At 65.5% G+C, this 13381-nt stretch carries 11 protein-coding genes; 8 read left to right on the forward strand and 3 right to left on the reverse strand.

What is annotated here, in order from left to right:
* Positions 1-13: 13 nt before the first annotated feature.
* Genes Q7V20_RS18195 through Q7V20_RS18205 form a run of 3 tightly spaced genes read right to left on the reverse strand, consistent with a single transcriptional unit; the run spans position 14 to position 2084 of the window.
* Positions 14-667, reverse strand: a complete 654-nt coding sequence (locus Q7V20_RS18195; protein WP_304794496.1) for a cytochrome b/b6 domain-containing protein — start codon at positions 665-667, stop codon at positions 14-16.
* 10 nt (positions 668-677) lie between these two features.
* Positions 678-1124 (reverse strand): cytochrome c, encoded by a 447-nt coding sequence (locus Q7V20_RS18200; protein WP_304794499.1) that lies wholly within the window; start codon positions 1122-1124, stop codon positions 678-680.
* Between the two features lie 15 nt (positions 1125-1139).
* A complete protein-coding gene (locus Q7V20_RS18205; RefSeq protein WP_304794502.1) occupies positions 1140-2084 on the reverse strand; it encodes a hypothetical protein in 945 nt (314 codons plus the stop codon).
* A gap of 275 nt (positions 2085-2359) precedes the next feature.
* Between Q7V20_RS18205 and Q7V20_RS18210 the strand changes: the two genes are divergently transcribed.
* Genes Q7V20_RS18210 through Q7V20_RS18245 form a run of 8 tightly spaced genes read left to right on the forward strand, consistent with a single transcriptional unit; the run spans position 2360 to position 13370 of the window.
* Entirely contained in the window at positions 2360-3190 is an 831-nt protein-coding gene (locus Q7V20_RS18210; protein ID WP_304794505.1) for a response regulator, read from the forward strand.
* Between the two features lie 32 nt (positions 3191-3222).
* Positions 3223-3588: a response regulator gene (locus Q7V20_RS18215; RefSeq protein ID WP_230177572.1), complete on the forward strand. Its 366-nt coding sequence runs from the start codon at positions 3223-3225 to the stop codon at positions 3586-3588.
* A gap of 13 nt (positions 3589-3601) precedes the next feature.
* A complete protein-coding gene (locus Q7V20_RS18220) occupies positions 3602-4111 on the forward strand; it encodes a chemotaxis protein CheW (RefSeq protein ID WP_304794510.1) in 510 nt (169 codons plus the stop codon).
* On the forward strand, positions 4108-5919 hold the full coding sequence (locus tag Q7V20_RS18225; protein WP_304794513.1) for a methyl-accepting chemotaxis protein: 1812 nt from the start codon (positions 4108-4110) through the stop codon (positions 5917-5919). The genes Q7V20_RS18220 and Q7V20_RS18225 overlap by 4 nt, the downstream gene beginning before the upstream one ends.
* A 39-nt stretch (positions 5920-5958) precedes the next feature.
* Complete coding sequence (locus Q7V20_RS18230; RefSeq protein WP_304794516.1) at positions 5959-9360, forward strand: response regulator; 3402 nt, start codon at positions 5959-5961, stop codon at positions 9358-9360.
* 54 nt (positions 9361-9414) lie between these two features.
* Positions 9415-11130, forward strand: coding sequence for an ExeA family protein (locus tag Q7V20_RS18235; protein ID WP_304794519.1), 1716 nt, complete (start codon positions 9415-9417; stop codon positions 11128-11130).
* Between the two features lie 4 nt (positions 11131-11134).
* Positions 11135-11911 (forward strand): general secretion pathway protein GspB, encoded by a 777-nt coding sequence (locus Q7V20_RS18240; RefSeq protein WP_304794522.1) that lies wholly within the window; start codon positions 11135-11137, stop codon positions 11909-11911.
* Between the two features lie 19 nt (positions 11912-11930).
* Positions 11931-13370, forward strand: a complete 1440-nt coding sequence (locus tag Q7V20_RS18245) for a dihydrolipoyl dehydrogenase (protein ID WP_304794526.1) — start codon at positions 11931-11933, stop codon at positions 13368-13370.
* The last annotated feature ends 11 nt before the right edge of the window (positions 13371-13381 follow it).

Genomic DNA, 13381 nt, shown 5'->3' on the forward strand with positions numbered 1-13381 from the left:
CTAGTTTGTCAGCTCACCAGTGAGCCACGCCGTAGACGCCCATGGCGCACACGCTCATGAGCACCAGGGCGGTGGTGCGCACGGGCGCGCCATCGTCGGCGGGCAGGGCATCGCCCTCCACCATCTGGTCGCCGGTGATCATGGGTGTGACCAGGTCCCGTTTCTTGAGCACCCGGTGAAGGGCGATGGCCAGCAGGTGCAGCCCGACCAAGCCATAGATGAGTTTGCTGGTGACCTGGGCGTGCAGCCAGCTGAGCTGGTCGGACAGGTCTTTCTCGATGAAATGGGCCAGTGGCCCTTCGGTGGCGATGTCGTCGTTGGCGAACAAACCGGAGCCGGCCTGCAGCAGGATCACCGCGAGCATGGCCAGCACCGACAGGCCGCCCAGCGGGTTGTGGCCCGAGCCGGTCCCTGGCGAGCGACCACGCAGGTAGGCCACGATGGTGGCAGGCGAGCGCAGGAAGCTGGCAAAGCGCGCATACCGGGGCCCCATCAAGCCCCACAGCACGCGGAACAACACCAATGCCAGGGCCGCGTAGCCAAAGCGGAAATGCCAGTCCATGGCCGCTTCACCCAGGTAGTGGGTGACGAAGGCGCCCGCGATGATCACCACCAGGGCCCAATGGAAAAGTCGCGTGGGCAAGTCCCACACCCTGATCGTTTTCATGAAGGACTCCTCAGCGGTTGCGGTAGCCGTCGTGGCAGGCTTTGCAGGATTGGGCCAGGGTGTTGAAGGCGGTCTTGAACGCGTTCGCATCGCCGGATCGGGCGGCGGCCGACAGCTTGGCTGCCCCGCTTTGCCACTGATCGTTGTGGGTTTTGAACTTGGCGGCGTCCAGCCAGACTTCGGGCTTGACCTTGGAGGGGGCCATGTCGGACCCCGGTGGGAAAGCGCCCGCCAGTTGCCGAGACAGCAGCTCGATGAGGGCCGCGTTGGCTTCGGCGGCGGGTTTGTCAAAGGGCACTTCGCCTTTGGCCATGGCCCCGGCGCGTTGCACGTGCGTGCCCAGCACCTGGAAGCCCGCCTGTCGGTATTTCACCGCGTCGCTCAGGCGCGCGAACTGGGCTTGGGCCGACCAGGGCAGGACCAGCAGCAGGGTCATCAACAGGGTGGATGGGCGCATCTCGACAAGCTCCGGCTACTTGAGGGGGCGGGGCGCCTGTGTGCGCTCCCACTCGATGGCGGCATTGACGAACTTCTCGAAGGCCCCGCCTTTTTCCAGCAAGGTCTTTTCCATCGCCGGGTCGAGCGTTTTCTCGATGCCTTGCTCGTCCAGCGGCATCTTGCGTTCGCGCACCGACTTCAGAACCCGGTGGATCTCGCCCGAGGCGTGGGCGGGCGATTGCAGCAGCACCAGCCGTTTCATCTTGTCCGGGTTGTTGGGCACGTGGCATTCCAGGCATTGCGAATCGCGCAGCGAAATGGCGAACTCGCGGTAGGACTGGTCGAGTTGCTGCTTGTAGGGGTTGTCTTCGCGGTAGAGGCCATCAAACAGGGTGACGGCGGGCTGCGTTTTGCCCTGGGCGTCGGTCCACAGCCATTTCCCATCGAAAGCGGGCGGGGTGTTTTTTTGCACCACGTGGCCCTCGGCCTGGTCACCTCGGTTGGAGAACTGGGCGAAACGAATCAAGCCGGTTTTTGCATCCAGCCACAAATACAGGGATCGGGCATTTTCATACATGTCCCATTTATTCGCCTCATGCCAGAATGGATAAGGGAATTGGCCGGGTTGCAGGCGGTTTCTGAAACCCACACCCAAGGTGGCCAAGAATAATTTTTCACGCGCGACGTAACTGATTTTGTATTTGCCGTCAAACATGAACAACGGAATATACATGCCAGTGAGTATGTACGGCGCAAACTGCGTCAGGTGGGTTTCTTTCAAGGGTAATTCGGCGTCTTTTTGGCGCCCCCATGAAACCACCGGTTTGACCATCGCCTGTTTGAGCAGCGAGTCGGTGAACAGGGCTTGACGGCACTGGTCGAACGCGGCCTGGCTGGCGGGATCTGCCAGCGGGCAAAGCTGTTTCAGCTGGTTCGTGATCTTTTCAACGGATTTTTCAATGTGCAATGGTGTGGGCATGTCGGCCGCTTGGGCGATTTGGCCGTAAGTTGCGAAAGCGGCCGTCAAAGCGGTGATTTGGCACAGGTGATTCAATACTGTTCTCACAACAACTCCTTGGTTATAAAAAGTCTAGCCATGTCCAAAAAGGTGCGCAGGTTTATTACTCATGTAAGCAAGCGTTGATTTGTGCAACACCGGTGAGCTGTGTGATTTCATGCCTGCGGCGTCTGACCACGGTTCGGCTTAATGCCGCAAACTCGGATCCAAGCAGTCATCGGGCGCCGAAGGTAACTATGAATAAGCAGGAATTGAAAGTGGCGGTGTTCACCTCGCAGCAGCGAGACATGCGGGTGATCGGCATCGTGCTCACGCACCTCAAAAGCGCCAAGTACACGTTCAGCGTGGCCGAGCGGACGCCCTCGGCCGCGGTGGACGTGGCCCTGGTGGACGACAGCGATCCTGAAATGCGCAAGCGCCTGGCCACGGTGCTGGCCAGCAAGCCGGCCTTGCCCGTGGTGCACCTGGTGTCAGAAGTGGGGCAGAACGGTGCCCAGTGCGAACTGGTGTCCAGCCAGTTGATGATGCAGTTGTTGCCCACCCTGGAGCGTTTGCTGCACAGCCTGGCCAACCAGCCACCCGCCGCGCCAGTCGCCCCCACCAGCACGGTGACGACCCTGCCGCCCACGCGCAACAAGCTGCGCGCGCTGGTGGTGGACGACAGCCCGACGGTGCGCACGCAACTGGCCAATGTCATGTCCAACATCGGCATGGCCTGCGACGTGGCCGATGGCGCCAAGGGGGCGCTGGCGCAACTGGCCAACCGCCAGTACGACCTGATCTATGTCGATGTGATGATGCCCGACATGGATGGCTACACGCTGACCCGCGAGATCAAGCGCGACCGCAGCAACAAGGCTCCCGTGATCATCCTGACCAGCCAGTCATCCCCCTTTGACCGCGCCCGTGGCGCCCTGGCTGGCTGCGACATCTTCCTGACCAAGCCCGTGGGCCTCAAGCAGTTTTACGCCGCCACCACCAAGGCCTTGCGCAAGTCCATGGCCGTGGACGACCTGAGCACCTGGATCACCGATCCGACGCAGGCCAAGGCCCGGGCGCACGCCTGAGTCCTTCCCCATCATTCACCCGGAGATCTGGCATGACCGCCAACAAAGCCCTTGTCGTCGATGACTCGTCCACCGACCTGTCGAACCTGAAAACCATCCTGCAAGACGCGGGCTGGCTGGTGAACACCGCCAGCAATGGCATGCAGGCCCTGGAGCGCGCCAAGAACGACCGCCCCAGCATCATCTTCCTGGACATCGTGATGCCGCAACTGGACGGTTACGGCACCAGCCGCGCGCTGGCCGACGACCCGGCCACCAAAGGCATCCCCGTGGTCTTCGTGTCGACCAAGAACACACGTGCTGACCAGGTGTGGGCCAAGGCGCAAGGCGGCAAGATGCTGATCGGCAAACCCTTCAGCGCCGACCAGATCGTTGACGCGCTGAAGTTCGCGGCCTGAGCGCAGCAGCACCATGGACATCGCTGCCCTGGCGCGTGGTGTGGCCCCTGCCGCTGGCGAGTTGCGCTACGGCTTTCGGGTCGCGGGTTTGCAACTGGTGCCCGCGGCGCGTGTGCTGACCGAGATGATCGCCGAGGCGAAGATTTTCCCCGTGCCCAAGTCGGCCTCGGCGCTGGCGGGCGTGACCAATCTGCGCGGCACCATCGTGCCCTTGCTGGACCGCCGCGAGTTTCGCCGGGGCAGTCCCGACATCCGGCCCTTTCAGCACCGCGTGCTGGTGTTCGACCGTGAAGAGCAACGTGTTGGTCTGTTGCTGGACGCTGCCCCAGAACTGCTGAGCCTGGTGCCCGCCCCCGAAGGCACCGCGCGACCAGGCTCCAAGTTGAGTGCTTACCTGGTGCGGGCCTGGGCGCAAGCCGACCAGCCTGGCCAGATCTGGTGGGAGTTCAACCACCGGGCCGCTTTTGAATCCCTGGCGCGCGGCGCCCAACCCGCATCCATCCAAGAAGAGGTATTCCCATGAAACTCAACATCCGCCAGAAGCTCTTGCTCGGCTTTGCGCTGCTGCTGTCCGCCTTGTTCGCGGTGGGGGGCTATGCCATCGTGCAGCTCAACCAGTTGGAAGAAACCATCCGGATGACCCAGGGCAAGGAAGCGCTGCTGGGCCGGGCCAACTCGGCGCTGTGGAGCTTGCGTTACAGCCTGCCGCAGTACCTGGCATTGGAAGACCAGGCTTCGCGCCAGAAGATCATCGACGAGCAGCCCGGTCTGTGGAAGGTGGTAGAAGACAACCTCAAGGTCTATGGTGAAAGCCAGGGCTTGTCTAGCGAAGAGCGTGCGCAGCACAAGTCCCTGGTGGGCAGCTTCCCAGCCTACAAGGTGCACCGCACCGAATGGTTCAAGCTGGTCGTGAACAACCAGTTTGAAGAAGCCGCCGCCTGGCGCAAAAAGTACACCACGCCCACGGGCGCGGCCACCATCAAGGCCTTCGGCAAGCTGCTGGAGACCACGGTGCGCAATGACTCGGTCAAGCGCGAGATGCAGTTCCAGGAAATCGCCGTGGCCAAGCAGTGGATGGCGGGCATCGCGGGTGCTGCCGCCTTGGTGGGCTTGTTCGCCGCTTTCTTCGTGGTGCGTTCGCTGATGCTGCCGATCAACAAGCTGCTGGGCGCGCTGGCCAAGCTCACCGCTGGCGACTACACCGCACGCGCTGATCTGAAGAGCAAGGACGAGCTGGGCCGCCTGGGCTCCGCCCTCGATCGCCTGCTGGACGAACGCCTGGAAGGCCTCAGCCAACAGGCCAAGGAGAGCGAGCAGATCAGCAACTCCGTGGTGGAGATCATGCAGGCCATGGGCCAGGTGGCCACCACCAAGGACCTGTCGATCCAGGTGCCCGTGACCGAGGACGTGACCGGCGCCATTGGCGATGCCATGAACATGCTGACCAGTGAAACTGCCAAGGTGCTGAACAACGTGAGCGACGTGTCGCACAACGTGTCGCGCGCCACGATGGCGGTCAAGCAAAGCACCGACACCGCGATGGCTTCGGCCGCGCAAGGCCAGAGCGAGGTCGAATCGGCCGCCCGTGAACTGTCGCAAGCCGCCTTGACCTTGACCGACATGGCCCAGATGGCCACCAAGGCCAACGAGTCGGCCGAAGCCGCCGTGCGCACCACGCGCCAGGCCCTGGCCACGGTGGACAAGACCGTGGTGGGTATCAACGAATCGCGCGACCTGATCCGCGAAACGGAAAAGCGCATCAAGCGCCTGGGTGAACGCTCGCAAGAGATCACGCAGGTCGTGGGCCTCATCAACTCGATCGCTGAACGCACCGGCATCCTGGCGCTGAACGCCTCCATGCAGGCCACGGCCGCCGGGGATGCAGGACGCGGCTTCGCCATCGTGGCCGATGAAGTCAAGCGCATGTCGGAGAACGCGCGTGAAGCCACGCGTGAGATCTCCACCTTGGTGCTGTCCATCCAGTCGGAAACCTCGGAAACGGTGCTGGCCATGAACAACGCCATCACCCGCGTGGTCGATGTGTCCCGCCTGGCCGACCAGGCCGGATCGGAAATGAAGGGCACGCAGCAGGCCACCGATGCGCTGGCCTTCAGCGTGCGCGGCATCGCGGCCGCGTCGATCGAGCAAGCGCGTTCGGGCCAGACCCTGCAAGCACGCGCGCTGACCATCCAGCAGACCAGCCGCGACACGACCAAGCAGCTCACCCAGCAGAACGAGGTGACCAACAAACTGGTGGGCTATGCCCAGGCCCTGGTGCGCGAGGTGGCCGTGTTCAAGCTGCCGCGCCGCCTGGCGGCCGAGCAGTCCTGAACCACGCAGCCCCCAGTCCCTTCGCCGGAGCACCCCTTGATGACCGCTACCCACTTGCGTGAAGCCCTGGAGCCGCTCCTGTTCGAGCTGTTCGACCAGGCGGCCCAGTTGCAGGACGAAGGCAACGTGCCTTGCCTGCGGGCTTACCTGCAACGGGTCACGGCCTTGCAACTGGCGGCCAAGCAGCACCAGTTGCTGGGCCTGAGCTATGTGGGCATGCTGGTGGAAAGTGGCTTGACCAAGCTCATCACCTTGGACCGCCCCGTGGCGGCCGAAGAGTGTGACGCGCTGGCCGCGTGGCCGGCCCTGGTGCTGGGCGAGCTGATGAGCCCGGTGGGGGATGAGGTCGCAGCGTCCTGGATGGTGCTGCATGGCTTGCGCAGCCAACCTTGGTTCCCATCCATCTCGGCGGCCAATGTGGCTTTGATTGAGCGGCGGCTCGCGGAAGATGCGGGCAAGCTGGCCCAGGTGGATGAAGAGGGCCCCCCCGACATGCTCATGGCCGAAGAGGCTGAGTTGGACGACGAGCTGGAGCCGGACATGGAGTCCGACACGGTCTTCGACATCGGCATTGGTGAGGCGCCAGCAGCTGCCGCCCCGGCGGTGACCCTGGAAGAGCTGGCCATGCTCGGCGATGCCCTGGAGGCCTTGCAAGCCGATCTGGCCGTCCTGGTCGCACCGGACCTGCCTTTGGCCGAGCGCGATGCCCTGTTCGACAACCACCTGGAGCAACTGCACAACCTCGTCAACGCCGCCAACCTGCTGGGCCTGGCCGGCTTCCAGCAAGTGCTCGAAGTGATCCTGATCAACACGGCCGCTCTGCAAGCCGAACCCGAGCCCTTGAGCGAAAGCCAAAGCGCGGTGCTGCAAGCCTGGCCAACCCTGGCCATGGCGCACTTGCAAGCCCCCAGCGAGCCCGAGGCCGCGCAAGCCCTGGCTGATGGCGTGGCCGACTCCAACTGGCCTTATCCGGCCGATGCAGACGCCCTGCCCGAGTGGGTCAAGGCGATGACCTCCGTGAGCCTGGTGCGCGCACGGCCATCGCAAGACCGCCCCGTGAAAGCTTTGCCCCAACACGTGGACCTGAGCGTGCCCGCCGACATTGACCGCAAGGTGTTGGACAGCCTGCTGGTTGAGCTGCCCCCGCAAGCGCAGGAGTTCTCGGCCCTGGTGCAGCGCCTCTCGCAAGGCGGCACCTTGGAAGACCTGGACCAGGCGCGCCGCGTGGCCCACACGCTCAAGGGCGCGGCCAACACCGTGGGCATCAAGGGGGTGGCCAACCTCACCCATGCACTCGAAGACATCCTGGTGGCCTTGGGCCGCGAAGAGCGCCTGCCCACGCGCGAACTGCTGGACATGCTGCTGGAAGCCGCCGACTGCCTGGAGGCCATGAGCGAAGCCTTGGTGGCCAACGCGGGCACGCCGCCAGAAAGCCTGGCCGTGCACCAGAAGGTGCTGGACTGGGCCAACCGCATTGACTGTGATGGCTTGCCCCCGGACCAGGCCGACAGCAGCGACGATGCCCACATCGCCGAGCCCCTGATCAGCGCTGCCGTGCCGCCGACCACCATGGTCGCCGCCACGCATGGCGATGCGCCCCTGGCCAGCAACATCACCGCCTCAGACGAAGACGCCCAAGCCGAAACCTACCTGCGCGTGCCCGCCTCCCTCATCGACTCCCTGCTCAAACTGGCAGGTGAGAACAGCATCGTCACCTCGCAGATCCAGGACCGCGTCACGCGCCTGAGCGACAACATCAACGCCTTGCGCACCGGCTCGCGCCAGTTTGGCCAGTTGTCGGCCGAGCTGGAGCAACTGGTGGACGTGCGCGGCCTGGCCATGCTGGGCGGCCACACCGGCGAGCTGGACGCGCTGGAAATGGACCAGTACAACGAGCTTCACATGCTGTCGCGGCGCATCGTGGAGTCGGGCGCCGACAGCCGCGAGTTCTCGCGCTCCTTCGAGCGCGAACTGGCCAGCATGCGCGACCTGATGGCCGAGAAAGAGCGCCTGCAGCTGGAGATCCAGCGCAGCATCCAGCGCACCCGCATGGTCGAAGTCGCCTCGATCTCGCCGCGCCTGCAACGCACCGTGCGCCAGGCCGCCAGAGTGCTCAACCGCTCGGTGGACCTGCGCATCCAGGGCGAGGCCACCATGGTCGACACCCAGTTGCTCGACCGCATCATCGACCCCTTGATGCACCTGCTGCGCAACGCCGTGGACCATGGCATCGAGCCACCCGACGTGCGCGAAACTTTGGGCAAACCCGCCACCGGCACCATCACCTTGAGCTTCCGGACCGAAGGCAACAACGTGGCCGTGCGCTGCGAAGACGACGGCTGTGGCCTGGACCTGGGCGCCATCCGCCACCGCGCCTTGTCCCGTGGCCTGATCGCCCCGGACGCCACGTTGACCGAAGCCCAGGTGATGCGCCTGATCGTGCTGCCGGGCTTCTCGACCCGCGAGCAGACCACGCAGCTGTCGGGCCGAGGCATCGGCATGGACGTGGTGCAGCGCGCGGTGGTGGACCTGCGCGGCACGCTGGACATGGATTCGCAATCCGGCCAAGGCTCGCGCTTCGACCTGCACTTCCCGGTGCGCATGAGCACCATCCAGGTCATGCTCAGCCGCTCCGAACACCACCTGCTGGGCATCTCGGTGCGGGGTGTGGAGCAGATCCTGCCCGCCCGCGAAGAAGTCGGCGTTGATGCGCAAGGCGGCCTGACCTACGCCCTGCAAGGCGAGCAACTCAACGCCATTCGCCTGGAAAAACTGATGGGCCTGCCGCACGAAGCGCTCAAGCAGCCCGGCGTGATGGAAGTGGCCATGATCGTGCGCGACGAGTTCCGCCAACGCCTGGCCATCATCGTGCCCGAGCTGAGCGATGCGCGCACGGTGGTCGTCAAACCCTTCAACCCCATGATGCCGCACGCCCTGGGCATCGACGGTGCCACGGTGCTGGGCGATGGCTCGGTGGCCACGGTCATCGACCTGCCCGACCTGCTGCGCGACTTCACCGCTGGCCAGATGCCGGGCGTGGACGACGCGGTGGTGGCCTCGCGCCACAAGCTGCCGCTGTGCCTGGTGGTGGACGACTCGGTGAGCGTGCGCCGCACCATGGAGCAACTGATGCAGGACTCCGGCTACGAAGTCGTCACCGCGCGCGATGGGGTCGATGCCCTGGGCGCCGTGCAACTGCGGGCCCCCGACATCGTCCTGGTTGACCTGGAAATGCCCCGCATGAACGGGCTGGAATTGACCAGCGCCTTGCGCAACTGCAGCGCCACCAAGGCCACGCCGGTGGTGATGATCACCTCGCGCTTCACCGACAAGCACCGCCAGTTGGCCAACGACGCGGGCGTGAATGCCTTCCTGACCAAGCCGTACTCGGAAGACCTGCTGCTCAACACCATCGACGGCCTGTTGCGCAGCGCGGCCTGAGCCCGGGTTTCCGGCCTGCGCCGGGGGCGGCCCGCAGCAGGTATTCTCTAGGGCATGTACGCCAAATTCTTCGGACTGAAGCACGAGCCCTTCTCGATCGCCCCTGACCCGCGCTACCTGTTCATGAGCGACCGGCACCGCGAGGCGCTGGCCCACCTGCTGTATGGCGTGGGCGGTGGGGGGGGCTTCGTGTTGCTGAGTGGCGAAATCGGGGCGGGCAAAACCACGGTCTGCCGGTGTTTCCTGGAGCAGATCCCCCGGCGCTGCAACGTCGCCTACATCTTCAATCCCAAGCTGACGGTGCAGGAGCTGCTCAAGTCGGTGTGCGACGAGTTCCGCATCCCCTACCAGCACCAGGGCCCCGGGGTGGAGACGGTCAAGGACTACCTGGACCCGCTCAACGAGTTCCTGCTCAAGACCCACTCGGTGGGGCAGAACAACGTGCTCATCATCGACGAGGCGCAGAACCTGTCGCCCGATGTGCTCGAGCAATTGCGCCTGCTGACCAACCTGGAGACCAGCGAGCGCAAGCTGCTGCAGATCATCCTGATCGGCCAGCCCGAGTTGCGCACGATGCTGGCCCAGCCCGAGCTGGAGCAACTGGCGCAGCGCGTGATCGCACGCTTCCACCTGGAGGCCTTGTCCGAGGCTGAAACCGCGCAGTACATCCGCCACCGCCTGGCGGTGGCGGGCCTGGCCCGGGGCAAGCTGTTCGACACCCAGGCGGTGGAACGCGTGCACCAGTTGTCGCGCGGCATCCCGCGCCGCATCAACCTGCTGTGCGACCGCGCCTTGCTGGGCGCCTATGCCGAAGGCAAAAGCCGCGTTGACAGCGACATCGTCGAGAAAGCTGCCAGCGAGGTGTTCGACATCACCCGGGTGCTGGCGCCACCGCGCGCGGCGGCCGGGCGCATGCCCGCCTGGGGCTGGGGCCTGGTGGCCAGCACGACCGCCTTGGGTGTGGCAGGCATGGCCAGCGTGGCCTGGCTGCAGCACCGGTCCAGTCCCGCCGCAGAGCCGGTGGTGGCCAAGGCGGCACCCGCCCCGGCCCCGGTGGCGGCGTCCCGCGCTGCCACTGCACTGGTGGCCGCCGCGAGCCAGGCCACCCCCACCGTGGCACCATCCGCACCCATCGTGGTGGCCGCACCTGTGCTGAAAGCCAGCGCCGAGATCGCCTCGCTGTTCAGCAGCAAGCAAGGCAGTGAGCGCAAAGCCTGGCTGGAGCTGGCGCCACTGTGGAAGCTGACCCTGGCCGAGGGCGACCCTTGCGCCCAGGCCCAGCAAGCCCATGTCCATTGCTTTCGCAGCAGCCGGGGGCTGGGCCTGATTCGGCAACTGGACCGGCCCGGCATCCTCACCTTGAACGACGAGAACGGCCGCGCCACCTATGCCTTGCTGACCAGCCTGGACAAGCAAAGCGCGACGCTGAGCATGGGTGGCGTGAGCAAAACGGTGCCGGTGACCACCTTGCTGAAGGTCTGGCGCGGTGATTTCGCGACCTTCTGGCGCGCGCCGCCGGGCTATGTGCAATCCATCGTGGATGGCAATTCGGGCCCGCTGGTGGACACCCTGGCCACGCGCCTGGCCATCGCCCAAGGTGAGCCCGTGACCGCCGACAAGCGCACTTACGACGCGGCCCTCAAGGCCAAGGTGGCCGCCTTCCAGCAGGCTCATGGCCTGAGGCCCGACGGTGTGGCGGGGCCCACCACCTTCATGCAGCTCAATCGTGTCACGGGCGTGGAAGAACCACGCCTGCGGACGGGGGGATAAGGCCATGTCTTACATACTCGATGCCCTGCGGCGCGCGGACTCGGAGCGTGAACGTGGCGCCGTGCCCAGCATCCATTCCCCACCAGTGCCACCGCTGGCCGATGACCCCAAGCCGCAAACCGGCAGCCGCCAGTCTCAAATGCTGGTGGGGGTCATCGTGGTCTTGTTGCTGGCCCTGGCGGGGCTGCTGGCCTGGCACCTGATGAGTGGCAAGCAGCCAGCCACTGTGATGGTGGCCGAACCCGCCCCGGCACCGGTGCCCATCGCCGAGCAGGCGCCTGAACCGCCGACCGTTCAGGTCGCCCCCGTGCCGAACCCGATGCCGGCCACGCCAGTGACGCAAACCCCTGCCCCCGTGGCCCAGGTGCCCCCCATGCAGCCGGTAGCCCCGCCACCCGTGACAGCAGCACCGCCAATACAGCGGCCATCGCCGCCTCCAGCCCAGCCCACCATGGCCGCTGCGCCAATCCTGAGTGTGCCCCCTCGACCCGTGCTTGCTGCGCCATCCCCCCGGACTGCGCCAGTTTCAGTGCCCACCGCCGAAGCCGACACCCGCATCTACACCCCCAGCGAGTTGCCCGCCCACATCCAGCGCGACCTGCCCAAGCTGGTGATCGGTGGCGCGATGTATTCCGAGACCCCGGCCAACCGCATGCTCATCATCAACAGCCAGGTCTTCCACGAAGGTGACAAACTCACCCCGGACCTGGTGCTGCAAGAGATCAGGCTCAAGTCGGCCGTGCTCAAGTACAAAGGCTACCGCTACGGCGTCAGCTACTAACCCAGGCGCCATCATCACCATGAAGACCCTCCAGGCAGACGTCGCGATCATTGGCTTTGGCACAGCGGGCATGAGTGCCTACCGCGCGGCCAAGGCGCGCACCGACCGCATCGTGGTCATCCAGTCCGGCCCCTACGGCACCACTTGCGCACGCGTGGGTTGCATGCCCAGCAAGCTGTTGATCGCGGCGGCCGACAGCGCCCATGCCATCGCGCAGGCCCCCTTGTTCGGCGTGAGCGCCGGGCCGGTGAAGGTGGATGGCGCAGCCGTGATGCAGCGGGTGCGTTCAGAGCGCGACCGCTTCGTGGGCTTTGTGCTGGACACCGTCAACGACTGGCCTGCCGAGCAGCGCGTGTTGGGCCGTGCGCGTTTTGTCTCGCCCCACGAGCTGATGGTGGATGAGCACACCCGCGTCACCGCCCAACGTGTGGTCATCGCCACCGGCTCTTCGCCAACGATTCCACCCGGCTGGCGCGAAGCCCTGGGCGACCGCCTGGTCACCAACGACGAGGTCTTTGACTGGCAAGACTTGCCCCAATCACTGGCCGTGGTGGGCGGCGGTGTGGTTGGGCTGGAGTTGGCCCAGGCCCTGACGCGGCTGGGCGTGCGCGTCAAGTTGTTCAGCAAGGGGACCAGGCTGGGGCCCTTGACCGACCCTGAGGTCAGCGCCCAGGCTTTGGCCATCCTGTCGGCCGAGCTGGCCATCGCCGCGCCCGCCGAAGTGCGCCAGGTCCGCCGCCTGGGCGACCAGGCCCAGGTCACGTACAGCGTCAATGGGGCCGAACACACCGAGGCTTTCGAGCAGGTGCTGGTGGCCGCAGGGCGAAGGCCCAACCTGGCGAGCCTGGACCTGGCCGCCGCGGGCATCGCCGTCAACGATCGGGGCCTGCCGGCCTTTGACATCGAGACCGGGCAGATCGGTAACAGCCACGTGTTCATCGCCGGTGATGTGAGCAACGCCCACCCCTTGCTGCACGAGGCGGCCGATGACGGCAAGATCGCGGGCGACAACGCCGGGCGCTTTCCGGACGTGCGAGTGCACCCCCGGCGCGCACCCTTGGGGGTGGTGTTCACCGATCCGCAGATGATGCTGGCGGGCGCCAGCTTCAAGGCCTTGCAGGCCTCGGGCCAGGACTTCGAGGTGGGTGCCGCCAGTTTTGACGATCAGGGGCGCAGCCGCGTGATGGGCCAGAACCGGGGGCTGCTGCGGGTGTATGGCGAGCGGCACACCGGCCGATTCCTGGGCGCGGAGATGATGGGCCCCGCTGCCGAGCACATCGGGCACCTGCTGTCCTGGGCCGTGCAGCACCACCTGACGGTGCAGCAGATGCTGGACAGCCCCTTCTACCACCCGGTGGTCGAAGAAGGCGTGCGCACCGCCCTGCGCGAATTGAACCGGCATTTGCGCATGGGCCCTGTCCCGGTGGCACGCTGCCAGGACTGCGGCCCGGGTGCGTGAGGAAGAGACCT

Source organism: Aquabacterium sp. (genome assembly GCF_030652515.1).
Taxonomy (GTDB): Bacteria; Pseudomonadota; Gammaproteobacteria; order Burkholderiales; family Burkholderiaceae_C; genus Aquabacterium.

Excerpts from the sequence above, each read along its gene's own strand:
- Q7V20_RS18195 (WP_304794496.1), bottom strand. The coding sequence starts at position 667 with ATGAAAACGATCAGGGTGTGGGACTTGCCCACGCGACTTTTCCATTGG.
- Q7V20_RS18200 (WP_304794499.1), bottom strand. The coding sequence starts at position 1,124 with ATGCGCCCATCCACCCTGTTGATGACCCTGCTGCTGGTCCTGCCCTGG.
- Q7V20_RS18205 (WP_304794502.1), bottom strand. The coding sequence starts at position 2,084 with ATGCCCACACCATTGCACATTGAAAAATCCGTTGAAAAGATCACGAAC.
- Q7V20_RS18210 (WP_304794505.1), top strand. The coding sequence starts at position 2,360 with ATGAATAAGCAGGAATTGAAAGTGGCGGTGTTCACCTCGCAGCAGCGA.
- Q7V20_RS18215 (WP_230177572.1), top strand. The coding sequence starts at position 3,223 with ATGACCGCCAACAAAGCCCTTGTCGTCGATGACTCGTCCACCGACCTG.
- Q7V20_RS18220 (WP_304794510.1), top strand. The coding sequence starts at position 3,602 with ATGGACATCGCTGCCCTGGCGCGTGGTGTGGCCCCTGCCGCTGGCGAG.
- Q7V20_RS18225 (WP_304794513.1), top strand. The coding sequence starts at position 4,108 with ATGAAACTCAACATCCGCCAGAAGCTCTTGCTCGGCTTTGCGCTGCTG.
- Q7V20_RS18230 (WP_304794516.1), top strand. The coding sequence starts at position 5,959 with ATGACCGCTACCCACTTGCGTGAAGCCCTGGAGCCGCTCCTGTTCGAG.
- Q7V20_RS18235 (WP_304794519.1), top strand. The coding sequence starts at position 9,415 with ATGTACGCCAAATTCTTCGGACTGAAGCACGAGCCCTTCTCGATCGCC.
- Q7V20_RS18240 (WP_304794522.1), top strand. The coding sequence starts at position 11,135 with ATGTCTTACATACTCGATGCCCTGCGGCGCGCGGACTCGGAGCGTGAA.
- Q7V20_RS18245 (WP_304794526.1), top strand. The coding sequence starts at position 11,931 with ATGAAGACCCTCCAGGCAGACGTCGCGATCATTGGCTTTGGCACAGCG.